Origin of the sequence: Streptomyces sp. NBC_01515 (assembly GCF_045040345.1) — a bacterium.
Taxonomy (GTDB): Bacteria; Actinomycetota; Actinomycetes; order Streptomycetales; family Streptomycetaceae; genus Streptomyces.
On record NZ_CP109416.1, the window covers coordinates 4,646,896 to 4,668,549 of the forward strand.

The 21,654-nt window shown below is 68.8% G+C and carries 27 protein-coding genes, 1 tRNA gene and 1 riboswitch; of the genes, 9 read left to right on the forward strand and 19 right to left on the reverse strand.

Annotated features, from left to right (window positions below):
- Nucleotides 1-4: 4 nt before the first annotated feature.
- From OG407_RS20610 to OG407_RS20625, 4 genes are all read right to left on the reverse strand, one after another.
- Nucleotides 5-862, reverse strand: a complete 858-nt coding sequence (locus tag OG407_RS20610) for a DUF1707 domain-containing protein (RefSeq protein ID WP_405860036.1) — start codon at nt 860-862, stop codon at nt 5-7.
- 79 nt (nt 863-941) lie between these two features.
- Entirely contained in the window at nt 942-1,919 is a 978-nt protein-coding gene (locus OG407_RS20615; protein ID WP_405860038.1) for an ATP-binding cassette domain-containing protein, read from the reverse strand.
- Between the two features lie 2 nt (nt 1,920-1,921).
- Nucleotides 1,922-2,698, reverse strand: a complete 777-nt coding sequence (locus OG407_RS20620) for an ABC transporter permease (protein WP_405868513.1) — start codon at nt 2,696-2,698, stop codon at nt 1,922-1,924.
- 88 nt (nt 2,699-2,786) lie between these two features.
- Entirely contained in the window at nt 2,787-3,587 is an 801-nt protein-coding gene (locus tag OG407_RS20625; RefSeq protein WP_405860040.1) for an ABC transporter permease, read from the reverse strand.
- 222 nt (nt 3,588-3,809) lie between these two features.
- Here OG407_RS20625 and OG407_RS20630 point away from each other — a divergent pair, with 222 nt between their 5' ends.
- Nucleotides 3,810-6,263 (forward strand): transglycosylase domain-containing protein, encoded by a 2,454-nt coding sequence (locus OG407_RS20630; RefSeq protein WP_405860042.1) that lies wholly within the window; start codon nt 3,810-3,812, stop codon nt 6,261-6,263.
- Between the two features lie 16 nt (nt 6,264-6,279).
- Here OG407_RS20630 and OG407_RS20635 read toward each other — a convergent pair whose 3' ends face one another.
- The 3 genes from OG407_RS20635 to OG407_RS20645 all read right to left on the reverse strand — a co-directional run bounded on the left by OG407_RS20635 (nt 6,280) and on the right by OG407_RS20645 (nt 7,538).
- On the reverse strand, nt 6,280-6,600 hold the full coding sequence (locus OG407_RS20635; RefSeq protein ID WP_405860044.1) for a DMT family transporter: 321 nt from the start codon (nt 6,598-6,600) through the stop codon (nt 6,280-6,282).
- Between the two features lie 34 nt (nt 6,601-6,634).
- Nucleotides 6,635-6,711: riboswitch (guanidine-III (ykkC-III) riboswitch) on the reverse strand.
- Between the two features lie 66 nt (nt 6,712-6,777).
- Nucleotides 6,778-7,134 (reverse strand): co-chaperone GroES, encoded by a 357-nt coding sequence (locus OG407_RS20640; RefSeq protein ID WP_026150372.1) that lies wholly within the window; start codon nt 7,132-7,134, stop codon nt 6,778-6,780.
- A 56-nt stretch (nt 7,135-7,190) separates the two neighbouring features.
- The gene (locus OG407_RS20645; RefSeq protein ID WP_405860046.1) at nt 7,191-7,538 is read right to left on the reverse strand and encodes a DUF3618 domain-containing protein; all 348 of its coding nucleotides are present in this window, start codon (nt 7,536-7,538) and stop codon (nt 7,191-7,193) included.
- A 94-nt stretch (nt 7,539-7,632) separates the two neighbouring features.
- On the opposite strand from OG407_RS20645, the gene bcp reads away from it, so the two are divergent.
- Entirely contained in the window at nt 7,633-8,100 is a 468-nt protein-coding gene (gene bcp, locus OG407_RS20650) for a thioredoxin-dependent thiol peroxidase (RefSeq protein WP_328683020.1), read from the forward strand.
- A gap of 12 nt (nt 8,101-8,112) precedes the next feature.
- Here bcp and OG407_RS20655 read toward each other — a convergent pair whose 3' ends face one another.
- Nucleotides 8,113-8,664 carry a GNAT family N-acetyltransferase gene (locus OG407_RS20655; protein ID WP_405860048.1) on the reverse strand — a complete coding sequence of 184 codons (552 nt, stop codon included), beginning with the start codon at nt 8,662-8,664 and terminating at the stop codon, nt 8,113-8,115.
- Between the two features lie 154 nt (nt 8,665-8,818).
- Between OG407_RS20655 and OG407_RS20660 the strand changes: the two genes are divergently transcribed.
- The 3 genes from OG407_RS20660 to OG407_RS20670 all read left to right on the forward strand — a co-directional run bounded on the left by OG407_RS20660 (nt 8,819) and on the right by OG407_RS20670 (nt 10,384).
- Nucleotides 8,819-9,445 carry an HNH endonuclease signature motif containing protein gene (locus OG407_RS20660; protein WP_405860050.1) on the forward strand — a complete coding sequence of 209 codons (627 nt, stop codon included), beginning with the start codon at nt 8,819-8,821 and terminating at the stop codon, nt 9,443-9,445.
- A complete protein-coding gene (locus OG407_RS20665; RefSeq protein WP_405860052.1) occupies nt 9,442-10,278 on the forward strand; it encodes an HNH endonuclease in 837 nt (278 codons plus the stop codon). Before OG407_RS20660 ends, OG407_RS20665 begins: the two co-directional genes overlap by 4 nt.
- 31 nt (nt 10,279-10,309) lie before the next feature.
- Nucleotides 10,310-10,384 (forward strand) — tRNA-Leu (locus OG407_RS20670).
- A 46-nt stretch (nt 10,385-10,430) separates the two neighbouring features.
- Here OG407_RS20670 and rdgB read toward each other — a convergent pair.
- The 4 genes from rdgB to OG407_RS20690 all read right to left on the reverse strand — a co-directional run bounded on the left by rdgB (nt 10,431) and on the right by OG407_RS20690 (nt 12,837).
- A complete protein-coding gene (rdgB, locus tag OG407_RS20675; protein ID WP_405860054.1) occupies nt 10,431-11,033 on the reverse strand; it encodes an RdgB/HAM1 family non-canonical purine NTP pyrophosphatase in 603 nt (200 codons plus the stop codon).
- Nucleotides 11,034-11,064: 31 nt separating this feature from the next.
- On the reverse strand, nt 11,065-11,484 hold the full coding sequence (locus tag OG407_RS20680; protein WP_405860056.1) for a hypothetical protein: 420 nt from the start codon (nt 11,482-11,484) through the stop codon (nt 11,065-11,067).
- A gap of 153 nt (nt 11,485-11,637) precedes the next feature.
- On the reverse strand, nt 11,638-12,375 hold the full coding sequence (gene rph / locus OG407_RS20685; RefSeq protein WP_405860058.1) for a ribonuclease PH: 738 nt from the start codon (nt 12,373-12,375) through the stop codon (nt 11,638-11,640).
- Nucleotides 12,376-12,477: 102 nt separating this feature from the next.
- A complete protein-coding gene (locus OG407_RS20690) occupies nt 12,478-12,837 on the reverse strand; it encodes a PTS glucose/sucrose transporter subunit IIB (RefSeq protein ID WP_365308304.1) in 360 nt (119 codons plus the stop codon).
- Between the two features lie 15 nt (nt 12,838-12,852).
- Here OG407_RS20690 and OG407_RS20695 point away from each other — a divergent pair, with 15 nt between their 5' ends.
- Complete coding sequence (locus tag OG407_RS20695; RefSeq protein ID WP_405860061.1) at nt 12,853-14,145, forward strand: PTS transporter subunit EIIC; 1,293 nt, start codon at nt 12,853-12,855, stop codon at nt 14,143-14,145.
- Between the two features lie 205 nt (nt 14,146-14,350).
- A complete protein-coding gene (locus OG407_RS20700) occupies nt 14,351-15,601 on the forward strand; it encodes a PTS transporter subunit EIIC (RefSeq protein WP_405860063.1) in 1,251 nt (416 codons plus the stop codon).
- Between the two features lie 69 nt (nt 15,602-15,670).
- Here OG407_RS20700 and OG407_RS20705 read toward each other — a convergent pair whose 3' ends face one another.
- The 3 genes from OG407_RS20705 to OG407_RS20715 all read right to left on the reverse strand — a co-directional run bounded on the left by OG407_RS20705 (nt 15,671) and on the right by OG407_RS20715 (nt 17,708).
- The gene (locus OG407_RS20705; RefSeq protein WP_405860065.1) at nt 15,671-16,603 is read right to left on the reverse strand and encodes an NADP-dependent oxidoreductase; all 933 of its coding nucleotides are present in this window, start codon (nt 16,601-16,603) and stop codon (nt 15,671-15,673) included.
- Between the two features lie 121 nt (nt 16,604-16,724).
- On the reverse strand, nt 16,725-17,141 hold the full coding sequence (locus OG407_RS20710; protein WP_405860067.1) for a nuclear transport factor 2 family protein: 417 nt from the start codon (nt 17,139-17,141) through the stop codon (nt 16,725-16,727).
- A 120-nt stretch (nt 17,142-17,261) separates the two neighbouring features.
- Nucleotides 17,262-17,708: an Rrf2 family transcriptional regulator gene (locus OG407_RS20715; RefSeq protein WP_405860069.1), complete on the reverse strand. Its 447-nt coding sequence runs from the start codon at nt 17,706-17,708 to the stop codon at nt 17,262-17,264.
- Nucleotides 17,709-17,869: 161 nt separating this feature from the next.
- Between OG407_RS20715 and OG407_RS20720 the strand changes: the two genes are divergently transcribed.
- Nucleotides 17,870-18,568 carry an SDR family NAD(P)-dependent oxidoreductase gene (locus OG407_RS20720; protein ID WP_405860071.1) on the forward strand — a complete coding sequence of 233 codons (699 nt, stop codon included), beginning with the start codon at nt 17,870-17,872 and terminating at the stop codon, nt 18,566-18,568.
- Nucleotides 18,569-18,630: 62 nt separating this feature from the next.
- Here OG407_RS20720 and OG407_RS20725 read toward each other — a convergent pair whose 3' ends face one another.
- Nucleotides 18,631-19,383: an MBL fold metallo-hydrolase gene (locus tag OG407_RS20725; protein ID WP_019056717.1), complete on the reverse strand. Its 753-nt coding sequence runs from the start codon at nt 19,381-19,383 to the stop codon at nt 18,631-18,633.
- Nucleotides 19,384-19,596: 213 nt separating this feature from the next.
- Between OG407_RS20725 and OG407_RS20730 the strand changes: the two genes are divergently transcribed.
- Nucleotides 19,597-20,016 (forward strand): type II toxin-antitoxin system PemK/MazF family toxin, encoded by a 420-nt coding sequence (locus OG407_RS20730; RefSeq protein WP_405860073.1) that lies wholly within the window; start codon nt 19,597-19,599, stop codon nt 20,014-20,016.
- Nucleotides 20,017-20,130: 114 nt separating this feature from the next.
- Here OG407_RS20730 and OG407_RS20735 read toward each other — a convergent pair whose 3' ends face one another.
- The 3 genes from OG407_RS20735 to OG407_RS20745 form a co-directional block, all read right to left on the reverse strand.
- On the reverse strand, nt 20,131-21,081 hold the full coding sequence (locus OG407_RS20735; protein ID WP_405860075.1) for a PLP-dependent cysteine synthase family protein: 951 nt from the start codon (nt 21,079-21,081) through the stop codon (nt 20,131-20,133).
- 16 nt (nt 21,082-21,097) lie between these two features.
- Nucleotides 21,098-21,376 (reverse strand): MoaD/ThiS family protein, encoded by a 279-nt coding sequence (locus OG407_RS20740; RefSeq protein WP_033286046.1) that lies wholly within the window; start codon nt 21,374-21,376, stop codon nt 21,098-21,100.
- Nucleotides 21,377-21,479: 103 nt separating this feature from the next.
- Nucleotides 21,480-21,575 carry a putative leader peptide gene (locus OG407_RS20745; RefSeq protein WP_405860077.1) on the reverse strand — a complete coding sequence of 32 codons (96 nt, stop codon included), beginning with the start codon at nt 21,573-21,575 and terminating at the stop codon, nt 21,480-21,482.
- Between the last annotated feature and the right edge of the window lie 79 nt (nt 21,576-21,654).

Here is a 21,654-nt window from a genome sequence, read left to right on the forward strand (position 1 = left end):
AACCTCAGTCCCAGTCCCGGTGCCGGCGCTCCCGCCGGTCCCGGTGCCGCTCGCGGCGCTCCTCGTGCCGTTCCCTGCGCTCCTCGTGCCGGCGCCGGATCGCCTCGCGGTGTTCGTCCATGGCCTCGCGGTGGGCGTCGTGCAGGCCGGACAGGGCGTCGCGGTGGGAGCCGTAGAGCTGCTTGGCGGACGAGCCGCGCTCCAGTTTCTCCTGGCGGCGCTCCTCCTTGAGGCGCTGGCGTTCCGCCCGGGTCACCTTGCGTTCCACGCCGACCCCGCCCCAGAAGGCGAAGCCGGTGAGGATCACGCGCGGGGCGCCCGGGTCGCCCGGCACGCCCTCCTGGCTGTGGTCGAAGGCGCCCATGATGCCGATGCCGCGGACGACGACCTCGACGCCCGGCGGCACGATGACCTGCGCGCCGCCCATGATCGCGACGCAGTTGATCTCGACCTCGCGGTCCGCGAAGTTCGCCTCGCGCAGGTCGATCTCGCCGCCGCCGAAGAAGGAGAAGCAGGTGAACCGCTTCGGGACCGTCCACCGGCCCTTGCGCTGGAACCCGGACAGGATGGCCACGGCCCAGGTAGAGGAGCCCTCGCCGCCGACGATCCGCCCGGCCCAACTCCCGCTGTCCACCGGCTCCTTGACCATGTTCACCGGCGGCGGGGTGACCCCGGCGACCGGCAGGTCCTGGGTGATGGGGGTCAGTTCGCCGTACGTGCGCGCCTTGTAGGTCGCCTCCAGACGCTCCTCGAACTCCTCCATGTCGAGGCGGCCCTCCGCGACGGCGTCGCGCAGCACCTCGGCGACCCGCTCGCGGTCGGCGTCGGATGCGCGGAGTTCCGGGACTGCGTCGTCGGTCATACAGAGCAGCCTACGAGGTGACTCCGCGCAGGGCTACGAGGTGACTTCACGCGGAGCTATGAGGTGACTTCGCCCGGGGCTATGAGACCGCTTTCTCGGCCTGTTCCGCGTACATCTTGGCGATGACCGCCTCGATGTCCGGCTCCCGTACCGACAGGTCCACCATCGGGTACTCCGCCGCGATCCGCGCGACCAGCGGAGCCGCCGACTCCGACGCCGGGAACGCCAGCCACTGCCTCGGACCCTCCACCCTCACGACCCGCGCGTCCGGCACCTCGATCGGGGGCAACTCCCGTTCCAGGTCCACCACCAGGGTCCGCTCGCTCTCCCCGGCCTCGTGCAGACCGGCGAGGGGGCCGTCGTACATCAGGCGGCCGTGGTCGATGACCATCACGCGGGAGCAGAGCTGCTCGATGTCCTGGAGGTCATGGGTGGTGAGGAGGACCGTGGTGCCCTGCTCGGCGTTCAAGTCCCGCAGGAACTCCCGGACTCGGGCCTTGGAGATGACGTCCAGGCCGATGGTCGGCTCGTCGAGGTAGAGCACCTCGGGGTCGTGCAGCAGGGCCGCCGCGATGTCGCCGCGCATCCGCTGGCCCAGGGAGAGTTGCCGTACGGGGACGTCCAACAGGGCGCCCAGTTCGAGGAGTTCGACACAGCGGTCGAGGTTCTCGGCGTAACGGGCGTCCGGGATGCGGTACATGCGGTGCATCAGCTTGTACGAGTCGACCAGCGGGAGGTCCCACCAGAGGGTCGTGCGCTGGCCGAAGACCACGCCGATGCGGTGCGCGAGCCGGGTGCGTTCGCGGGACGGGTCGATGCCGGCGACCCGCAGCCGGCCCCCGCTCGGGGTGAGGATGCCGGTCAGCATCTTGATGGTGGTCGACTTCCCGGCGCCGTTCGGACCGATGTAGCCGACCATCTCGCCGCGGGCCACGGTGAAGGAGATCGAGTCGACGGCCCGCACCTGGCGCCGCTCCCGTTTCATGAACCCGGTCTTCTTGCGCACGTCGAAGACCTTCTCGACGCGGTCCAGTTCGATGAACGCCTGCTCTGTCACCCTCAACTCCCAGTACTTCGGTACGACTTGAGCCCGGCGCGCCAGGCCAGCCCGGCCAGCACGCAGAAGGCGAGTGCCACCAGCGGCGAGGCGAACTCCGCGCCCGGCGGCAGGTCCAGCGGGTACGGCCGCCCCAACACGTATGAGGCGGGTACCCAGTTGACGAAGGCGAGCGGCAGCATGAAGGTCACGCCCCGCAGGAAGTCCTTGCCGAACACGGCCGGCGGGTACTGCAGCAGCGTGGTGCCGCCGTAGGTGAACGCGTTCTGTACCTCGGCCGCGTCCTGCGCCAGGATCTGGAAGGCCGCGCCCGCCACGAACAGCGCCCCGAAGATCGCCGCGCCGCAGATCAGCATCATCGGCACCAACAGCAGCTTGCCGACAGTCCAGTTGACGTCGATGTGGAGCAGCGCGTACCCCAGCACCAGGCCGCCCTGGGTGATCCGGCCCAGGCGGCGCAGCGCGAACCGGTCGGCGCCGATCTGGGCCAGCACCGGTGCGGGGCGCACGAGGAGCGTGTCGAAGGAGCCGTCCCGGATGCGGGCGCCCAGCACATCCATCGAGCCGAGGACCAGGTCGGAGATGCCGAACGCGGTGGCCGACAGGCCGTAGAGGAAGGCGACTTCGGGCAGGGACCAGCCGCCCAGCGAGTGGACCTGCGAGAACATCAGCAGGATTGTCGCGAAGTCGAGGCCGGTCACCAGGAGGTTGCCGATCAGGGTGATGACGAAGGACGTGCGGTAGGTCATGCTCGACCGGATCCACATCCCGGCGATCATCCCGTAGGCCCGCAACCCCTCGCGCCAGCGCGGCAGTTCACCGTCACCCACGTGCGGGCCGGTCCCCGCCTCACTCGTTCGGGTCGTCTCAGCCACCCTGAACCACCACCCTCCGCGTCGCCGCCGACTGCATCAGCCGCCCCGCCGTGAGCAGCACCACCGCCCAGGTCGCCTGGAAGGCGTACGCGTGCAGCGGATCGGTCTTCCCCATCAACACGTCCGCGGGCATCTGGAGTTGGGCCGCCCACGGCAGCGCGCGGACGATGTCGCCGAGCGCGCCCGGGAAGGCGTTCAGCGGGAGCACCATGCCCGAGCAGAAGACCCCCAGGATCATCGTGGCCTGGTTGATGCCCGTGCCGTCCATCAGCCAGAACACGCTCAGGGCCGCGAGATAGCGGATGCCGAAGCTGACGAGGATCGCGAGCAGCAGCGCCACCAGGAAAGCCGCCCAGGACATGACGTCGGTGGGCAGTGCCATCGGGAAGAACAGTGCGCCGAACACGAACGGGATCACGCCCCGCCCGAGCAGCTGGAACAGGGACCGCCCGAAGTCGCTTGCCAGCCACCAGAGTTGGAGGTCGGCGGGCCGGTACAGGTCGACGGCGATGTCGCCCGTGCGGATGCGCTCCATCAGGTCCTTCTCGAACCCGCCGCCCTGGATCGCCAGCGTCGCGTACAGGCACTGCCCCAGCCACACGTACGTCACCGCCTGCGCCTGGTCGTACCCCCCGAGGTGCGGGCGCTCGTCCCACAGCGCCAGGTACGTGTAGACGAGGACGACACCGAAGACGGTGTTGGTGAAGACCCCGGCGAGCGTCGCCGCCCGGTAGGTCGCGTACCGCCTGAAACCCCCCGCCGCGACGGCCGCGTACAACCGCCCAGCACCCACCAGAAACCACCCTCCACCACGTCTTGACACCGAAGCGCAGGAGCCTAGTCCGCAGGTGGTGACGTACGCCACGCATTTTCCGGGCAAGTGCGTGCCGATCGGCGGGAACGGAACGCATGGTGCGAGAGTCTTCGTCTGGGGGCGCAGAAGCGCACAAGGCCGTACAGGAACGTACGAGGCAGTGCGGGACGGTACGACGCGAAACAGGAGTCCGTGCACGACATGAGCGACCAGCCGCAGCCGCCGCAGCCGAACCAGGGCTGGGCACCGAGAGAGCCGGAAGCGGCCGCCGCACCCGAGGCGCCCGGCGCGCCCGGGACAGCCGGGGCGGCCGGCGGCGAGAAGCCCAAGAAGGCCAAGCGGCCCAAGCGCACGGGGTGGCGGCGGGCGATCCCGACCTGGCGGATGACGCTCGGCGGGCTCGTCGTGCTCGTGGCGCTGCTGATCGGCGCGTTCTTCCTCGGCTACTCGCTGGTCAAGATCCCGCCCGCCAACGCCCTCGCGATGAAGCAGTCCAACGTGTACCTCTACGCGGACGGCTCCCAACTCGCCCGCGACGGCGAGGTCAACCGCGAGAACGTGGGCCTCGACCAGATCTCCGCGAACGCCCAGCACGCCGTACTGGCCGCCGAGGACCGGGACTTCTTCACCGAGTCCGCCGTCGACCCCAAGGCGATGGTCCGCGCCGCGTGGAACACCGCGACCGGCAAGGGCACCCAGTCCGGCTCGACGATCACCCAGCAGTACGTCAAGAACTACTACTTGGGCCAGGAACAGACCGTCACCCGCAAGGTGAAGGAGTTCTTCATCTCGATCAAGCTGGACCGCACGGAGTCCAAGGCCGAGATCCTGGAGGGCTACCTCAACACCAGCTACTTCGGCCGCAACGCGTACGGCATCCAGGCCGCCGCCCAGGCCTACTACGGCAAGGACGCCACCGAACTCGACGCCGGCCGCGGCGCCTACCTCGCCGCGCTGCTGAACGCGCCGAGCGAGTACGACGTCGTAGCGCATCCGGAGAACAAGGCCGCCGCGGTGGCCCGTTGGAACTACGTCCTCGACGGCATGGTCAAGAAGGGCTGGCTCACCGAGTCCGCGCGCGTCGGCATGAAGTTCCCCATGCCGAAGGAGGCGACGGCCTCAACGAGCATGTCCGGGCAGCGTGGTTACATCGTCGGCGCGATCAAGGACTACCTCACCACCAACAAGATCATCGACGCGGACACCCTCGAAGCCGGCGGCTACCGCATCACCACCACCCTCCAGAAGAACAAGCAGGACGCCTTCGTGAAGGCCGTCAACGACCAGGTCATGTCCAAGCTCGACAAGAAGAGCCGCAAGGTCGACAACTACGTGCGCGCGGGCGGGGCTTCGGTCGATCCGAAGACCGGCAGGATCGTCGCGATGTACGGCGGCATCGACTACGTGAAGCAGTACACGAACGGCGCGACCCGCGGCGACTTCCAAGTGGGCTCCACCTTCAAGCCGTTCGTCCTCGCCTCGGCGATCCAGAACGACTCGCAGACCCAGGACGGCCAGACCATCACGCCCAACACCTACTACGACGGCACCAACAAGCGCCCCGTGGAAGGCTGGAACGGCGGCTCGTACGCACCCGAGAACGAGGACCAGGCCTCCTACGGCGACATCACCGTCCGTACGGCGACGGACAAGTCCGTCAACTCGGTGTACGCGCAGATGGCGGTCGACGTGGGCCCCACGAAGGTCAAGCAGACCGCCGTCGCCCTCGGCCTCCCCGCCGACACCCCCGACCTGACCGCGACCCCGTCCATCGCGCTCGGCCCGTCCACCGCGAGCGTCCTCGACATGGCGGAGGCGTACGCCACGATCGCCAACCACGGTGAGCGGCACACGTACACGATGATCTCGAAGATCACCAAGGACGGCACGAGCGACATCAAGCTGCCGGCCAACAAGACGACCCGCGCGGTGAGCCGCGAGTCCGCCGACACCACGACCTCGGTCCTGCAGAGCGTCGTCGACAACGGCACGGCCACCGCGGCCCAGGGCGCCGACCGCCCGGCGGCCGGCAAGACCGGCACGGCGGAGGAGGACACGGCGGCCTGGTTCGCGGGCTACACCCCGGACCTGGCGACGGTCGTCTCGGTCATGGGCCAGGACCCGACGACCGCCGCCCACAAGTCGCTCTACGGCGCGATGGGCCTCGAACGCGTCAACGGCGGCGGGGCGCCCGCCGAGATCTGGGCCCAGTACACCAAGTCCGCCCTCAAGGGCACCGAGGCGAGCGACTTCGACCTCCAGCTCCAGGACGGCGCCGAGACCGTCGCACCCCCTAGCCTCCAGCCCAGCCGGCCGGCGACGACGGGCGACCAGGACAACGGCGGCACGACCACCACCGGCGGCTCGGCCACCCAGGGTCAGACACAGGGCGGCACGACGAACGGCGGCACGACGAACGGCGGCGGCACCACGACGACGGGCGGCACGACCGGCACCACGACGGACGGCACCACCACCACGGGCGGCACGACGACCGACGGCGGCACCACGACCACCGGCGGCACGACGGGCACGACCACGGACGGCACGACGACCGACGGCACCACAGGGACCACGACCGACGGCACCACCGACGGCACGACAACCGGAGGAACGACCGCGGGCCCGCAGAGCACCGGCCGCAAGAAGGAGTGACCGGTCCTGCCGGCGCCTAGTGACCGGAGGTGGCCTTCAGCCCCACCACGGCGACCAGCAGCAGACCCACGAAGAAGATCCGGGCGGCGGTGACAGGCTCCCCCAGCACCACCATGCCGAGCACCGCCGCCCCCGCCGCGCCGATCCCGACCCACACGCCGTAGGCGGTACCGATGGGCAGCGACTTCGCGGCGTAGGAGAGCAGCAGCATGCTGGCGACGATTCCGGCGCCGGTGAACAGACTGGGGACGAGGCGGCTGAAGCCGTCCGTGTACTTCATCCCGATCGACCAGCCGACTTCCAGCAGACCGGCGACGACGAGCAGAACCCAGGCCATGACAGGCACCTCCGAGACGTACGTACTGAACGGGGGTGCGTCGTCTTTCCGTGTCGCTGTCCCGGTACGGCGCGTCTCGTCGGGTTCCTTTCCAACGTAGCAAAGAGACGGCAAAAGGGGCTGGTGACGATGGTCACCAGCCCCTTAGAGGCTTGCTGCTTACAACAGGTACTCGTCCTACAGATACAGGCCGGTCGAGTCCTCGGACCCCTCGAACCGGTCCGCGGCGACGGCGTGCAGATCCCGCTCGCGCATGAGGACGTAGGCGACCCCGCGCACCTCGACCTCGGCGCGGTCCTCAGGGTCGTAGAGGACCCGGTCGCCGGGCTCGACGGTCCGCACGTTCTGGCCCACGGCGACGACGTCGGCCCAGGCCAGCCGGCGCCCCACGGCCGCCGTCGCGGGGATCAGGATCCCGCCACCCGAACGCCGCTCGCCCTCGCTCTTGTCCTGCCGCACGAGCACCCGGTCGTGCAGCATCCGGATGGGCAGCTTGTCGTGCTGGGTGCTCTGCTCGTCTCTCTTGGCGCTCACGCCCACGAACCTACCTGCCCAGGACCCGTCCGTACGCGGGCGGGTCACCCACGGTTTCAGCCCTTACGACCGTTACGACGCCGGGAGCCGAGGACGAACAGGCCCACGACGCCGACGGCGACGAGAGCGACAGGAACGATCCGCTCGACGCGCGGCGCGCCCTCTTCGTCGACGAACTGACCCTTGACGTCACTCACGACCCGGTTGACGCCGACGTACGCCCTGCCGAGGGTGTGGTCGATGCTCGACGCGACCTTGGCCTTCGCGTCGCCCACGATGGTCTTCGGGTGCACCCGCACCCCGATCTCGTCGAGCGTGTCGGCGAGGACATCGCGGCGGAGCTTGATGTCCGCCTCGATCTGCGCCGGGGTTCTGGTGTCCGGCGTGTTCGACGTGTCCGTCACCGTACGGCCTCCGAAGTCTGCTGGTACTTGTGCCGGACAGTCTGTCAGCTCTCGCGCGGAGTGCACTGTCAGCACCCCCGGTTACGCTAGCGCGATGAGTGAACGACTCCAGCCCGGGGACGTTGCCCCCGCCTTCACGCTCCCCGACGCCGACGGCAACGAGGTGTCCCTCGCCGACCACAAGGGCCGCAAGGTCATCGTCTACTTCTACCCGGCGGCCCTGACCCCCGGCTGCACCAAGCAGGCCTGCGACTTCACGGACAACCTGGACCTGCTGACGGGCGCCGGCTACGACGTCATCGGCATCTCCCCCGACAAGCCGGAGAAGCTCGCCAAGTTCCGCGAGAAGGAGAACCTCAAGGTCACCCTCCTCGCGGACCCCGACAAGAAGGCCCTCGACGCCTACGCGGCCTTCGGCGAGAAGAAGAACTACGGCAAGACCTACATGGGCGTGATCCGCTCCACGATCATCGTGGACGAGTCCGGCAAGGTCGAACACGCGCTGTACAACGTCCGGGCGACGGGCCACGTGGCGAAGATCATCAAGGACCTGGGCGTCTGAGGCTCCGGGGCTCTAGGCCCCTACCGCTTTTCCGTACCTGAACGAGATCCACACATCGGGAGGCAGGCCGACCCGCCCGGGCACCGGCCTGCGCTCCTCGCCCCACTCCCCCGGGGCAAGCTCCTCACCGACCCGCCGCCAGAACGCCACGGCCCCCGGATTGGCGTCCTGAAACGCGACCTCCCAACTCCCCGGATACCGCGCGACGACATCCCGCACGGCCTGCATCCCGACCCCGCCCCGCCGGGCGCCGCGCACGACGAAGAAGCTGTTGAGGATCCGGGTGGGCGAACCGATCCCCCGCACGAACGCGAACCCGACGGGATGCTCGCCGCTCACGAAGAGATACGGCGCCCAGTCACCGTCCGTGCCGCCGAACGCCGCGGTCACCCGCTCACTGCGGAACGTGCCGTCCGGGTTGGGCAGTTGGGGTCGCACTTGCCCTCCGGGCGTGAACTCGGACAGGTCATGCCGAAACATCAGCCACAGCCGCTCGACGGCGGGGCGGTCGGCGGGGGTGGCTGGTCGTACGAGTACATGTGGTGCCGCCATGAAAGAGGTCATGAAAAAAGCCTCCCGGGCGGACAAGGGTCCGTTCCTGGAAGGCTTCAGCGACCCACAGTCTACCAACCGCTTGACGCTTCGGGCGTGACTGTCCGATAAGCCTCTCGTTACTCCGTTCGAGGCAGCGAACGTGTGGTCGGGATCGGAGGGAAGCATGGCAGCCAGGTACACCCGCCAGTTACTGGAAGAGGCGGCTCGCCGCACGCGGCACATCGATGACGCGGTCCGATGGTGCGGGGGCAGTCCGACACCCGGCAGCAGGCGCTATCTACGCCAGAAGATGGCCGAAGCGGACATCGACATCTCCCATTTCGCGACGAATCAGGTTCGCCATACCGAGGAGCGGCTCCGGGCGGCCGTGGCGACGTCGATCAGCATCAAGGACGTCGTACGTCACCTCGGGATCAACCAGGTCGGCGGCAATCAGACCCACATCGGTCGCCGTATCGCCGCTCTCGGAATCGACACGAGCCACTTCGTGGCCGTACGACGAGGGCGTCCCAAAGGTTCACTCGGGGGTCCTCTCTGCCTCCGCTCCGCAGCGGACGGAAGAGTGCCGGGCGACCGCCTGCGCCGTGCACTGCTCCACGCCGGCGTCGAGGAACGCTGCGCGATGTGCGGCACGGGACCGGAGCGGAACGGTCTGCCTCTCCGGCTTGAGGTGGACCACATCAACGGCGACTGGTGGGACAACCGCCAGGAGAACCTCCAGTTGCTGTGCCCCAACTGCCATGCGGTGACCGACACTTACCGAGGCCGCAAGCGGAGGGCCCGGGGATGAGTTCCGCGACATACACGCGCGACCTGCTCACCCGTACCACAGCCGCCTCCGCGAGCCTCGTCGATCTGATGCGCAGACTGAACGCTCCGATGGGCAGCGCGCCCCGCAACTACCTGCGCGGAAGGCTTGAGCACTACGGGATCGACACCTCGCATTTCATCGACGAGCCGATGCCCGAACGGGAACGGCGAAGCTACTCGAAGACGCTTCTGCAAGAGGCCGCGGCCTGTTCGTCCAGCATCCGGGGGATGGTGGAGTACATGGGCCTCGATCCACGTGACAGCCCGTACGGCCACATCCGCAAGAAGCTCGACCAGTTCGGGATCGACACCTCACACTTCGTCAGCGGGCGGAGATACGGCCCGGGAATCCTGCCGTACGACCGACTCGCGCCTGCCGTGGCTTCCTCCCGGAGCATCGCGGGTGTCCTGAAGCTGCTCGGCATCGTCGACAACGGGGCAGCGCGCGAGCGCTTGAAGAGGAGCGTGGCGGCCCACGACCTGCCGGTCGGCCATTTCGTCGGCCAGGGACACCGCCGCGGCGTTCCCGGCAAGGACCGCAAGTCCGCCGCCCAGATCCTGGTACGGCTGGAATCGGGTGCGTCCCGTACCAAGACGGCGCAACTGCGGCGGGCACTCGACGACCTGGGCGTCCCGCACATCTGTGAGATCTGCGGTACCGGTGACGTGTGGCAGGGAAAGCGGCTCGTCCTGGAGATCGACCACATCAACGGAGACCGGTTGGACAACCGCAGGAAGAACCTGCGGTACCTGTGCCCGTCCTGTCACAGCCAGACGAAGAGCTTCGCGAATCGATCTCCGCGTACGCCCTGACAGAGGCGCACAGTAGAGTAAGCAGCGCTGTGGGCCCGTACCCCAGCTGGCTAGAGGGCGCCGGTTTAGGTCCGGTGTGTCGTGGGTTCGAGTCCCACCGGGCCCACTTTGTGAAGGACGCGCCACCGACTCCGGGGCGCGCCCTTCCGCACTCAGCCCAACAACTCCCGAACCACCGGCACCAACGCCCGGAACGCCTTCCCCCGATGGCTGATCGCGTTCTTCTCGTCGGCCGTGAGTTCCGCGCAGGTTCGTGTCTCGCCCTCCGGCTGGAGGATCGGGTCGTAGCCGAAGCCGTTCGTGCCGACCGGCACATGCCTCAACACGCCTCGCAGCTGGCCCTCGACCACCCGTTCCGTGCCGTCCGGCAGGGCAAGGGCCGCCGCGCAGGCGAAGTGGGCTCCCCTGTGTTCGTCCGCGATGTCCGAGAGCTGGGCGAGGAGGAGGTTCAAGTTGGCCTGGTCGTCGCCGTGTTGGCCGGACCAGCGGGCGGAGAAGATGCCGGGGGCGCCGTTCAGGACGTCCACGCAGAGGCCCGAGTCGTCGGCCACCGCCGGGAGGCCTGTTGCCCGGGCCAGGGCGTGGGCCTTCAGGAGGGCGTTCTCCGCGAAGGTCACGCCCGTTTCCTTGACGTCGGGGATGTCCGGGTAGGACTCCGCGCCGACGAGGTCGTGGGGCAGGGCCGCGGCGGTGAGGATGGACCTCAGTTCGGTGATTTTGCCGGCGTTGCGGGTGGCGAGGATCAGGCGTGTCATGGCGTTCAGTATTCCAACCCGCGTCACACACCTATGACGTGCAGACCTTCGTCAGCTCGCCCGCCGCGTCCGTGACCGGGCTGATGTCGGGCGTGTTGTCGCCGTTCTTGACCGCCGTACGGACGTTGTCGACGGCCTTGCCCAGGTTGTCCACCGCCTTGTTGACGTCCGCGTTGTCGGTCTTGTCGCCGATCTTGTCGAGGTCCTTCTCGATGGAGTTGAGGGACGCGTCGGTCTGGCCGGGGTCGTTGGCCGCGTTCTCCACCGCCTGCTGGAGGCCGGTGACGCTGTCGGCGATGGTGTCGGCGGTCTGGACGCAGTCGATGGCCTTGTCGACGGCGTCGCAGCCGGTGGCGAGCCCGGCGGTGAGGCCGATCACCGCCACGGTGGCGGCTATGGCGATACGGCGGCGACTGCTGCGGCTTCGTCCGCTTCGTCGGCTTGCGGCCATGGTTCGGTGCCTCCCCCTGGGGTGGGCCTGGGCGGCCGTCCCCGTTTCCGTTCCGTATGCGTAGGGACGCGGGGGCGGGCCGCCGGGTTGACCCCGCAGCCCGCCTCTCTTGGTATGACCTTGGTGCGCCCTTTACCTGACCGTCCCAGCCTCTTACTTCTCCAGCGCGGCCTCAAGTGCCTTTCGCTGTACGGCGGTCAGCTCGTCGCAGCCGGCGACCGCGAGGTCGAGGAGGGCGTTGAGCTCGTCGCGCGCGAAGGGCTCCGCCTCGGCCGTGCCCTGGACCTCGACGAAGCGGCCGTCGCCGGTGCAGACGACGTTCATGTCGGTCTCGGCGCGGACGTCCTCCTCGTAGCAGAGGTCCAGGAGCGGGACTCCGCCGACGATGCCGACCGAGACCGCCGAGACGGTGCCGATGAGCGGCTGGCGGCCGGCCTTGATGAGCTTCTTGCCCTGGGCCCAGGTCACCGCGTCCGCCAGCGCGACGTACGCGCCGGTGATGGCGGCCGTACGGGTGCCGCCGTCGGCCTGCAGCACATCGCAGTCGAGGACGATGGTGTTCTCGCCGAGGGCCTTGTAGTCGATGACCGCGCGGAGCGAGCGGCCGATGAGGCGGCTGATCTCGTGGGTGCGGCCGCCGATCTTGCCGCGGACGGACTCGCGGTCGCCGCGGGTGTTGGTGGCGCGGGGCAGCATGGAGTACTCCGCGGTGACCCAGCCCTCGCCGCTGCCCTTGCGCCAGCGGGGGACGCCCTCGGTGACCGAGGCGGTGCAGAAGACCTTCGTGTCGCCGAAGGAGACGAGGACGGAGCCCTCGGCGTGCTTGCTCCAGCCGCGTTCGATGGTGACGGGGCGGAGCTGTTCGGGGGTGCGGCCGTCGATTCGAGACATGGCGAAGAGCCTAGTCGTACATGAGGAAGGGGCTCCTCCCGCGATGGGAAGAGCCCCTCAATACGTGAAGCGGGGGTCAAAGCCGGGAACGATCCCCGCGCTTCACATCATGTCTTCGATGTCCGCCGCGATCGGGTCGGCGTCCGTGCCGATGACGACCTGGATGGCCGTGCCCATCTTGACGACGCCGTGGGCGCCGGCGGCCTTCAGGGCGGCGTCGTCGACGAGGGCCGGGTCCTTCACCTCGGTGCGCAGGCGGGTGATGCAGCCCTCGACCTCTTCGATGTTGTCGATGCCGCCCAGCCCGGCAACGATCTTCTCAGCCTTGGTGGCCATGTTGTTCTCTCCCTGATCCGAACCGCTTTGTCGCAGTAACCCACAGTTGGCCCAGCTTCGCGAGCGGTCATGTGGTGCGTGCCGAATGATGGTGACGATCACGTCGCCAACTGGTCTACACCACATTACCGAGGGGCGTCCATGAGTGCCGACAGTGCCGCCGCCCGTCCTGGGCGGACCCTTTGGGGCAGCCTGTTCCAGGGGCTGCAGAAGATGGGCCGCAGTCTCCAACTCCCCATCGCCGTACTGCCGGCGGCCGGCATCCTCAACCGGCTCGGGCAGCCGGACGTGTTCGGGGACGACGGGCTGGGGTGGACCAATGTCTCGAAGGTGATGGCGGGTGCGGGCGGGGCGCTGCTCGACGGGCAGCTCGGGCTGCCGCTGCTGTTCTGTGTGGGTGTCTCGATCGGCATGGCGAAGAAGTCGGACGGGTCGACGGCGCTGGCCGGACTCGTCGGCTTCCTCGTCTACTACAACGTGCTGCGCCAGTTCCCGAAGGACTGCACGGGCGGCACGAACGTGGTGCCCGGCATCGGGTGCCAGGCCGCCGATCACTCGGTCTCGGTGTTCACGTACCAGAATCCCGGGGTGTTCGGCGGGATCGTGCTGGGGCTGCTGACCGCGTTCTTCTGGGTGCGGTTCCACCGTACGAAGCTGGTGGACTGGCTCGGCTTCTTCAACGGGCGGCGGCTGGTGCCGATCATCATGTCGTTCGTGGCGATCGCGGTCGCGGCGGTGGCGCTGTGGGTCTGGCCGCCGATCGGCACCGGCCTTGAGCACTTCAGCGACTGGCTGAGCGCGCGGGGTGCGCTGGGCGCGGGGGTGTTCGGTCTCGCCAACCGGGCGCTGCTGGTCGTGGGGCTGCACCAGTTCCTGAACGTGCCCATCTGGTTCCAGTTCGGCAGCTATACGAAGCCGGACGGGACGGTGGTGCACGGTGACATCAACATGTTCCTGGCGGGCGACCCGCACGCGGGGCAGTTCACCTCGGGGTTCTTCCCGATCATGATGTTCGCGCTGCCCGCGGCGGCGCTCGCGATCGCACACTGCGCGAAGCCGAGCCGCCGCAAGGAGGTGAGCGGCCTGATGCTCTCGGTCGCGCTGACGTCCTTCGTGACCGGCATCACCGAGCCCATCGAGTACTCGTTCCTGTTCATCGCGCCGGTCCTCTACGCGGTCCACGCGGTGCTGACCGGGGTGTCGATGGCGGTGACCTGGGGGCTCGGGGTGCACGACGGGTTCAGCTTCTCGGCGGGGCTGATCGACTACGCGATCAACTGGAACCTGGCGACGAAACCGTGGGCGATCATTCCGATCGGGCTGTGCTTCGCGGCGGTGTACTACGTCGTCTTCTGTTTCGCGATCACGAAGTTCGACCTGAAGACGCCGGGGCGGGAGCCGGAGGACGAGCGCGAGGACGTCACCAAAGCCTGACGGAACAGGCAGGCAGGGCAAGCGAGTTGGGCCCCCGGACCAGTGGTCCGGGGGCCCTTCTTCGTGTGCGCCGTCGTGTACGTCGTCGTGTACGTCGCGTAGCGATTCGGTCGCAGGATTCGCGGGTTCCTTTATGCGGACTTCATCTGCTACAACAGGTCTACACCACTGAGTGGTGTAGACCACCACCCGATGGAGGAAGTCTATGAGCACCGCCACCGCGCCAACGGCGGCCCCCACGAAGAAGTGGGGATCCGGCCTGTTCCAGGGCCTGCAGAAGATCGGCCGCAGCCTGCAGTTGCCGATCGCTGTGCTTCCGGCGGCGGGCATCCTGCTCCGGTTCGGTCAGGACGACATCCACGACAAGCTGCACCTGCCGGACAAGGTGACGGCTGTCTTCGCCACCGCCGGTGGCGCGATCTTCGACAACCTGCCGCTGCTGTTCTGTATAGGTGTCGCGATCGGCTTCGCCAAGAAGTCCGACGGCTCCACCGCCCTCGCGGCGCTTGTCGGCTTCCTCGTCTACAGCAATGTGCTCAAGGCCTTCCCGGTCACCGACGCGCAGATCCTCAAGGGCGCGGACGTACCCGCGACGTACAACAACCCCGGTGTCCTCGGCGGCATCATCATGGGTCTGCTCTCCGCGGTGCTGTGGCAGAAGTTCCACCGGACCAAGCTGGTCGACTGGCTCGGCTTCTTCAACGGCCGCCGTCTCGTCCCGATCATCATGGCGTTCGTCGGCACGATCATGGGTGTCTTCTTCGGCCTGATCTGGAAGCCCATCGGTGAGGGCATCTCGAACTTCGGCGAGTGGATCACCGGTCTCGGCGCGTTCGGTGCCGGTCTGTTCGGTCTGATCAACCGCGGTCTGATCCCGGTCGGCATGCACCAGTTCGTCAACTCGGTGGCCTGGTTCCAGATCGGCGACTTCACCAAGCCGGACGGGACGGTCGTGCACGGCGACCTCACCCGCTTCTTCGCCCACGACCCGACCGCCGGACAGTTCATGGCGGGCTTCTTCCCGATCATGATGTTCGGCCTGCCGGCCGCCGCGCTCGCCATCGCGCACACCGCCCGTCCCGAGCGCCGCAAGGCCGTGACCGGCATGATGATCTCGCTCGCGCTGACGTCCTTCGTGACCGGTGTGACCGAGCCGATCGAGTTCTCGTTCATGTTCATCGCCCCGGTGCTCTACGCGATCCACGCGGTGCTGACCGCCCTCTCCATGGCGATCACCTGGGCCCTCGGCGTCCACGCGGGCTTCACCTTCTCCGCGGGCTTCATCGACTACGCCCTCAACTGGAACCTCGCCACCAAGCCCTGGCTGATCATCCCGATCGGTCTGGTCTTCGGCGCCATCTACTACTTCGTCTTCCGCTTCGCCATCACCAGGTGGAACCTCCCCACCCCGGGCCGCGAGCCCGAGGAGGAGGTCGAGGACCTCACGAAGGCGTGAGCCCGTCCAACGCCTGATGCCCGGCCCGGAGTTCGCTTCCGGGCCGGGCATCGTCGTAGGTCCGCCCGTTCAGACCGTGAGCACGATCTTCCCGCGCACCGACCTGTCCTCACTCCTGCGATGCGCCTCCGCCGCCTCGGTCAGCGGCAGGGTCAGACCGACGCGGGTCCTCTTCTTCCCGTCGGCGACATCGGCGAGGATCCGGCCCAGCAGCGCACCGTCGGACCGCGCGCTGACCCGGCGTACGTCGACACCGCGCTCCGGTGCGGGATCCGGCACGACCGCGATGACGACGAAGACGCCGCCGTCGCGCACGGCGTGGATCAGGTCACCGCCGATACCGGCGGGGTCCACGACGACGTCGACCCCGCCGGGCACCGACTTCCGTACGGCGGCGGCGAGTTGCCCGGCATCGTGCGAGCGCCCGAGGACGATGTCGGCGCCGAGACCCTCGACGTACTTCTCGTCGCCGTCCGACGCCACGGCGACGACCTTGGCGCCGCGGCCGGCCGCGTGCTGGACCGCCCATCCGCCGATGGCCCCGCTCGCCCCGGTGACCAGCACGGTCTGCCCGGCTTCGAGCCCGCCCAGGTCGAGGGCCTGCCACGCGGTCTCGGCGGTGATGGGCACGGACGCCGCCGTGACGTCGTCGACCCCGGCCGGGATCTCCGCCAGATGGGCGGGGTCGATGGAGACGACCTCCGCGTACGTGCCCTCCTGGTCGACGAACCAGGGCGCGAGCCCGGCGACCCGGGTACCGGGGGCGAACGGTCCGTCGCCGTCGACGACCGTGCCCGCGAGGTCCGCGCCGAGGATGAACGGCGGTGCCAGGTCGGGCAGCACCTGGCGCAGCCATCCCGCGCGGGCCGCGAGGTCCGCGGGGTTCACGGAGGTCGCCGCCACCCGGACCCGGACCCGTCCGGCGCGCGGCGCGGGTTCGGGGATCTCGGTGACGGTGAGCACCTCGGGCCCGCCGAAGTCGTACTGCTGAATCGCCTTCATCACAGCCTCTTCCCTGCGAGATCCGGGTCCTCGCACGATCTGCTCAGACTTGCTTGCGGAAGCAATATTATGGCTAGCAACTTGCCCCCGCAAGCAGTTCGACGAAAAGAGGGACTGCCGCTCAGAAGCCGGCGCCGCCGAGCGCCTCCAGGAAGACCTTCGGGTTCCAGTACTCCCGGTAGTTGACGACGAGTCCGTCGCGGAAGGTCACGAAGGTCGCGTAACTCATGTTGTAGGGATTGCCGTTGGAGACCACGCTGCCGACCACGCTCCACTCCGCGATCGCCACGTTCTCGTCGGCGGTCGGATAGACGCGCACCGAGGGGATCTCGCGGATGTCGATGAGGTCCGGGTAGCCGCGCAGGTAGTCGTAGAGCGCCTCGCGCCCCTCGATCCGGGCCGGCGATCCTTCCGGGGCGAACGGGAATTCGGCGACGACATCCTCGGCGCACAGGTCCGTCCAGGCCTTCATGTCCTTGGCGAGGAAGGTGTCGAGGGTGCGCCGCAGCAGATCGACGGCCGAGGGGGTGCTGCTCATCACGTGCTCCTGTCATGGGTGGTGTCCGCCAGGGGTGGCGGACGCTCCGACATTAGCACTGTGTAAGCGACACAGCGACACTTATCTTCGGGCGATGCCATGAACCGTCCCGTCGGGCGGTCACCATTCGAGCGGCATCGTGAAGTTCCCGAGGCGGGCGACCTCGTCGGCGATCTCCGCGATCGTGGTGTGGTCCAACTCCGCCTCGAACGCCTCGCGCGCACGGGTCAGCGCGGGCTGGAGACCGCCCACGATGTTGCTGCCGACCGCGCAGTCCGGCGGCGGCGGGCTGCGGTGCAGGGTGAACAGCCGGGTGTCCTCCACCGCCCGGTACACCTCCAGCAGCCCGATCTCCTCGGCCGGCCTGGCCAGCAACGCGCCGCCTCCCGCGCCGAGTTGGGACCTGGTGAGCCCGGCGGCGCTCAGCCGGGACAGCAGGCCGCGGATCACCACGGGGCTCGTGCCGGCCGAGTGCGCGAGGTCCTCGGAGCGCAGGGGTTTGCCGCCGCTGACCGCGAGGGCGACCAGGGCATGGACGGCGACGACGAAGCGACTGCTGGTGGGCATTGCGGTCCCCGGGCGTGTAAGGGTGACGGTTACACGTCCCACTATGCCGCAGCGATGACTTGCCGTGCGATCGTGGACTGATGCACAATTTGCTTGCTTGAGCAATAAGCGCTCGGAATGCGATGACTGCCCTCGACGCTGCGACGCAGGAGATGAGAACCATGGCTGATGTCCCGACGGCACGGGTCGCGGTGGTGACCGGCGGAGCCGGCGCGATCGGCGGTGCGATCGCCCGTGAACTCGCCCGGCTGGGCCACCGGGTCGTCGTCCTGGACCGGACCGGTGACGTCGGGTGCGATCTCGCCTCGGAGGCGGACGTACGGCGGGCCGCCGCCGAGATCCTGGAGCGGTACGGCCGGGTCGACGTGCTCGTGCACTCGGCCGCCGCGGTCGACCCGCAGGAGCTGGCGACCGTCGACCTCGCCACCTGGCGGCGGATCCAGTCCGTCAACGTCGAGTCGGTCCTGCTGCTCGCCCAGGCCTTCACGCCCGGGATGCGGGAGCGCGGGTTCGGCCGGATCGTACTGATCACCTCGGACACCGTCTGGAAGCCGCCGGGCTCCGACCTGCTCGGCTACATCACCAGCAAGGGGGCGCTCACCGCTTTCGGCCGCACGCTGGCCGCCGCGCTGGGCGGGGACGGAATCGCCGTGACGTCCGTGGCACCCGGGCTGACCCGCACCCCGTCGACCGCGTACCAGCCCGACGAGGCGTTCGACGCGGCCCTGGCCACCCAGGCGCTCCCCCGCCCCCTCGTCCCCGAGGACGTCGCGGCGACCGTGGGCTTCCTGGCCGGCGACGCCGCGGAGGCGCTGACCGGCCAGGTCCTGACGGTGGACGGCGGCAGCCTGCTGCGGTGAGCCCCCGGACACGGCAGGGCCCCCGGCGCCTTTCGGTACCGGGGGCCTTCGTGTGCGTACGGCTAGATCTCGTACGACGCTCTCGGCGCCGCCAGTTCCACCGGTCCGGCGTAGACCTCGCGCGCGTCGGCCAGGTTGGCCTGGGGGTCGGTCCACGGGGGGATGTGGGTGAGGACCAGGCGGCGGACGCCGGCGCGGGTGGCCGTCTCGCCGGCCTCGCGGCCGTTGAGGTGGAGGTCCGGGATGTTCTCCTTGCCGTGCGTGAACGCGGCCTCGCACAGGAACAGGTCGGTGTCCCGGGCGAGTTCGTCGAGGGACTCGCTGACGCCCGTGTCGCCGGAGTACGTCAGGGACCGGCCGCCGTGCTCGACGCGGATGCCGTACGCCTCGACGGGGTGGCGGACCCGCTCGGTGTGCACGGTGAAGGGGCCGATGTCGAACGTGGACGGCTTCACCGTGTGGAAGTCGAAGACCTCGCTCATCGAGGAGGCGGTGGGGGTGTCGGCGTAGGCCGTGGTCAGACGGTGTTCGGTGCCTTCGGGGCCGTAGACCGGGATGGGGTCGCAGCGGCCGCCGTCGTGGCGGTAGTAGCGCGCGACGAAGTACGCGCACATGTCGATGCAGTGGTCGGCGTGCAGATGGCTGAGGAAGATCGCGTCGAGGTCGTAGAGACCGCAGTGGCGCTGCAGCTCGCCAAGGGCGCCGTTGCCCATGTCGAGGAGCAGCCGGAAGCCGTCGGCCTCTACGAGGTAGCTCGAACAGGCCGATTCCGCGGACGGGAACGACCCCGAGCAGCCGACGACGGTGAGCTTCATAAAGCAGAAACCTCCGCTGGCGGGAACTTCTGGAGTTGGGTGACGGGGGTCGTGCGGTCCGTCGAGCGTAAGGCGCAAAAGGGCCGGTCGCTCCTCCGCCAAGGGCTGTTGTGGGGGAACTCACCTGTGGTGTCACCGGTTCGGCTGGAACCGGGGCGCGTGGGGTTCCAAGAGGGCGCGCGGCGCTGTTTGCGCGCCGGTACGGTCGTTCGTATGAACACGTACTGGTGGCTCGGGCTCGCGGCTGTGGTGTTGCTGGCGCTGGTCGCCACGCTGGTCGACGGGTGGGGGCGGGGGTCGTCCCGACGGGTGCGGGGGGATCGGCCTCGGCCCGCTGAGATCTGGTGGGCGAACGTGCCCTACGAGGATCAACCCGGGGCTGCCAAGGATCGGCCTTGTCTGGTGCTTGCGGTGCGGGGGCGGAAGGTCACCGTCGCGAAGATCACCAGCAAGTATCACGATGGGCGGGGCGGGGTAATTCCGTTGCCGCCGGGGGCCGTTGGGGATGCGCGGGGGCGGGCCAGCTATCTGGAGACCGACGAGGTGCGGAAGGTGGCGGTGTCCGACTTCCGGCGGAGGGTGGGGGTGGTGGACCCGGTCCTGTGGGATCAGGTCCGTCACCTCACCGGTTGAGGTGCGTTTTCGGGTGCGGGTCCGTTGTGGCTGGTCTCGCCCACGCGGCGGAGCCGCACATCGATACAGCCCCGCTCCCCTAAAAAACAGGGCGTGGCCCTCAGCCTCTTGGAATCACGCCCAGAGTTGACCCTGAAGCGTGGCGATCGCCTCTTCTGTCGTTGCCGCCGTGTAGACGCCCGTCGACAGGTACTTCCAGCCGCCGTCCGCCACCACGAAGGCGATGTCCGCGGTCTCTCCTGCCGCTACGGCCTTCTTGCCCACGCCGATGGCCGCGTGGAGGGCCGCGCCGGTGGAGACGCCGGCGAAGATGCCCTCCTGTTGGAGGAGTTCGCGGGTCCGGGTGACCGCGTCGGCCGAGCCGACCGAGAAGCGGGTCGTCAGTACGGAGGCGTCGTAGAGCTCGGGGACGAAGCCCTCGTCGAGGTTGCGGAGGCCGTAGACCAGGTCGTCGTAGCGGGGTTCCGCGGCGACGATCTTGACGTCCGGCTTGTGTTCGCGGAGGTAGCGGCCTACGCCCATCAGCGTGCCGGTGGTGCCGAGGCCCGCTACGAAGTGGGTGATCGACGGGAGGTCGGTGAGGATCTCCGGGCCGGTCGTGGCGTAGTGGGCGCCCGCGTTGTCCGGGTTGCCGTACTGGTAGAGCATCACCCAGTCCGGGTGTTCGGCGGAGAGTTCCTTGGCCACGCGGACCGCCGTGTTGGAGCCGCCCGCCGCGGGGCTGGGGATGATGTCCGCGCCCCACATGTTGAGCAGGTCGCGGCGTTCCTGCGAGGTGTTCTCGGGCATCACGCAGACCATGCGGTAGCCCTTGAGCCTGGCGGCCATGGCGAGGGAGATGCCGGTGTTGCCGGAGGTCGGCTCCAGGATGGTGCAGCCGGGGGTGAGGCGGCCGTCCTTCTCCGCCTGTTCGACCATGTGCAGGGCCGGGCGGTCCTTGACCGAGCCGGTCGGATTGCGGTCCTCCAGCTTGGCCCAGATGCGGACGTCGGTGGACGGCGAGAGCCGCGGCAGGCGCACCAGAGGGGTGTTGCCCACCGCGGCCAGCGGGGAGTCGTAACGCATCAGCGGTCAGCGGGCCTTAGCGCATGCCGCCGGCGACGGCCGGCAGGATCGTGACGTTGTCGCCGTCCGACAGCTTCGTGTTGATGCCGTCGAGGAAGCGGACGTCCTCGTCGTTCAGGTACACGTTGACGAAGCGGCGCAGTTCGCCGCCGTCCACGATGCGGGCCTGGATGCCCGCGTGCCGGGTTTCGAGGTCGGCGAAGAGCGCGGCGAGGTTCTCGCCGGCACCCTCGACGGCCTTCTCGCCGCCGGTGTAGGTGCGGAGGATGGTGGGGATGCGGACCTCGATGGCCATGGCAAGGGGCTCCTGTCGGAAGCGGGAGGGGTCTGGTCTCGGTGGGCGCGCGGCCCAGGTGTGGACGCGTCGCGGTGCACGGCCGTGCGGCGACAGCGCGCTGTCAACAGATGGCGCTGTTCAGCCTGCACAGGTCGACGTGCAGCCGCGCCACGAGCAGTGTGCCCTGCGCCTTGTCGCTCACGTCGAGAAGAACCATGGGCTCATCGTATCGATTCCCGGTCCGGTCCTCGGTAGGGGATCTCACGCTTCGGACGGATTTCATCCGGAGTACGAGA

Excerpts from the sequence above, each read along its gene's own strand:
- OG407_RS20710 (WP_405860067.1), bottom strand. The coding sequence starts at position 17,141 with ATGAGCAGCACCCCCTCGGCCGTCGATCTGCTGCGGCGCACCCTCGAC.
- OG407_RS20725 (WP_019056717.1), bottom strand. The coding sequence starts at position 19,383 with ATGAAGCTCACCGTCGTCGGCTGCTCGGGGTCGTTCCCGTCCGCGGAA.
- OG407_RS20635 (WP_405860044.1), bottom strand. The coding sequence starts at position 6,600 with ATGGCCTGGGTTCTGCTCGTCGTCGCCGGTCTGCTGGAAGTCGGCTGG.
- rph (WP_405860058.1), bottom strand. The coding sequence starts at position 12,375 with ATGTCTCGAATCGACGGCCGCACCCCCGAACAGCTCCGCCCCGTCACC.
- OG407_RS20655 (WP_405860048.1), bottom strand. The coding sequence starts at position 8,664 with ATGACCTCTTTCATGGCGGCACCACATGTACTCGTACGACCAGCCACC.
- OG407_RS20730 (WP_405860073.1), top strand. The coding sequence starts at position 19,597 with ATGAACACGTACTGGTGGCTCGGGCTCGCGGCTGTGGTGTTGCTGGCG.
- OG407_RS20745 (WP_405860077.1), bottom strand. The coding sequence starts at position 21,575 with ATGGTTCTTCTCGACGTGAGCGACAAGGCGCAGGGCACACTGCTCGTG.
- OG407_RS20610 (WP_405860036.1), bottom strand. The coding sequence starts at position 862 with ATGACCGACGACGCAGTCCCGGAACTCCGCGCATCCGACGCCGACCGC.
- OG407_RS20735 (WP_405860075.1), bottom strand. The coding sequence starts at position 21,081 with ATGCGTTACGACTCCCCGCTGGCCGCGGTGGGCAACACCCCTCTGGTG.
- OG407_RS20700 (WP_405860063.1), top strand. The coding sequence starts at position 14,351 with ATGAGCACCGCCACCGCGCCAACGGCGGCCCCCACGAAGAAGTGGGGA.
- OG407_RS20630 (WP_405860042.1), top strand. The coding sequence starts at position 3,810 with ATGAGCGACCAGCCGCAGCCGCCGCAGCCGAACCAGGGCTGGGCACCG.
- OG407_RS20620 (WP_405868513.1), bottom strand. The coding sequence starts at position 2,698 with ATGATCGCCGGGATGTGGATCCGGTCGAGCATGACCTACCGCACGTCC.
- OG407_RS20660 (WP_405860050.1), top strand. The coding sequence starts at position 8,819 with ATGGCAGCCAGGTACACCCGCCAGTTACTGGAAGAGGCGGCTCGCCGC.
- OG407_RS20705 (WP_405860065.1), bottom strand. The coding sequence starts at position 16,603 with ATGAAGGCGATTCAGCAGTACGACTTCGGCGGGCCCGAGGTGCTCACC.
- OG407_RS20715 (WP_405860069.1), bottom strand. The coding sequence starts at position 17,708 with ATGCCCACCAGCAGTCGCTTCGTCGTCGCCGTCCATGCCCTGGTCGCC.
- OG407_RS20680 (WP_405860056.1), bottom strand. The coding sequence starts at position 11,484 with ATGGCCGCAAGCCGACGAAGCGGACGAAGCCGCAGCAGTCGCCGCCGT.
- bcp (WP_328683020.1), top strand. The coding sequence starts at position 7,633 with ATGAGTGAACGACTCCAGCCCGGGGACGTTGCCCCCGCCTTCACGCTC.
- OG407_RS20690 (WP_365308304.1), bottom strand. The coding sequence starts at position 12,837 with ATGTGGTGTAGACCAGTTGGCGACGTGATCGTCACCATCATTCGGCAC.
- OG407_RS20740 (WP_033286046.1), bottom strand. The coding sequence starts at position 21,376 with ATGGCCATCGAGGTCCGCATCCCCACCATCCTCCGCACCTACACCGGC.
- OG407_RS20695 (WP_405860061.1), top strand. The coding sequence starts at position 12,853 with ATGAGTGCCGACAGTGCCGCCGCCCGTCCTGGGCGGACCCTTTGGGGC.
- rdgB (WP_405860054.1), bottom strand. The coding sequence starts at position 11,033 with ATGACACGCCTGATCCTCGCCACCCGCAACGCCGGCAAAATCACCGAA.
- OG407_RS20720 (WP_405860071.1), top strand. The coding sequence starts at position 17,870 with ATGGCTGATGTCCCGACGGCACGGGTCGCGGTGGTGACCGGCGGAGCC.
- OG407_RS20665 (WP_405860052.1), top strand. The coding sequence starts at position 9,442 with ATGAGTTCCGCGACATACACGCGCGACCTGCTCACCCGTACCACAGCC.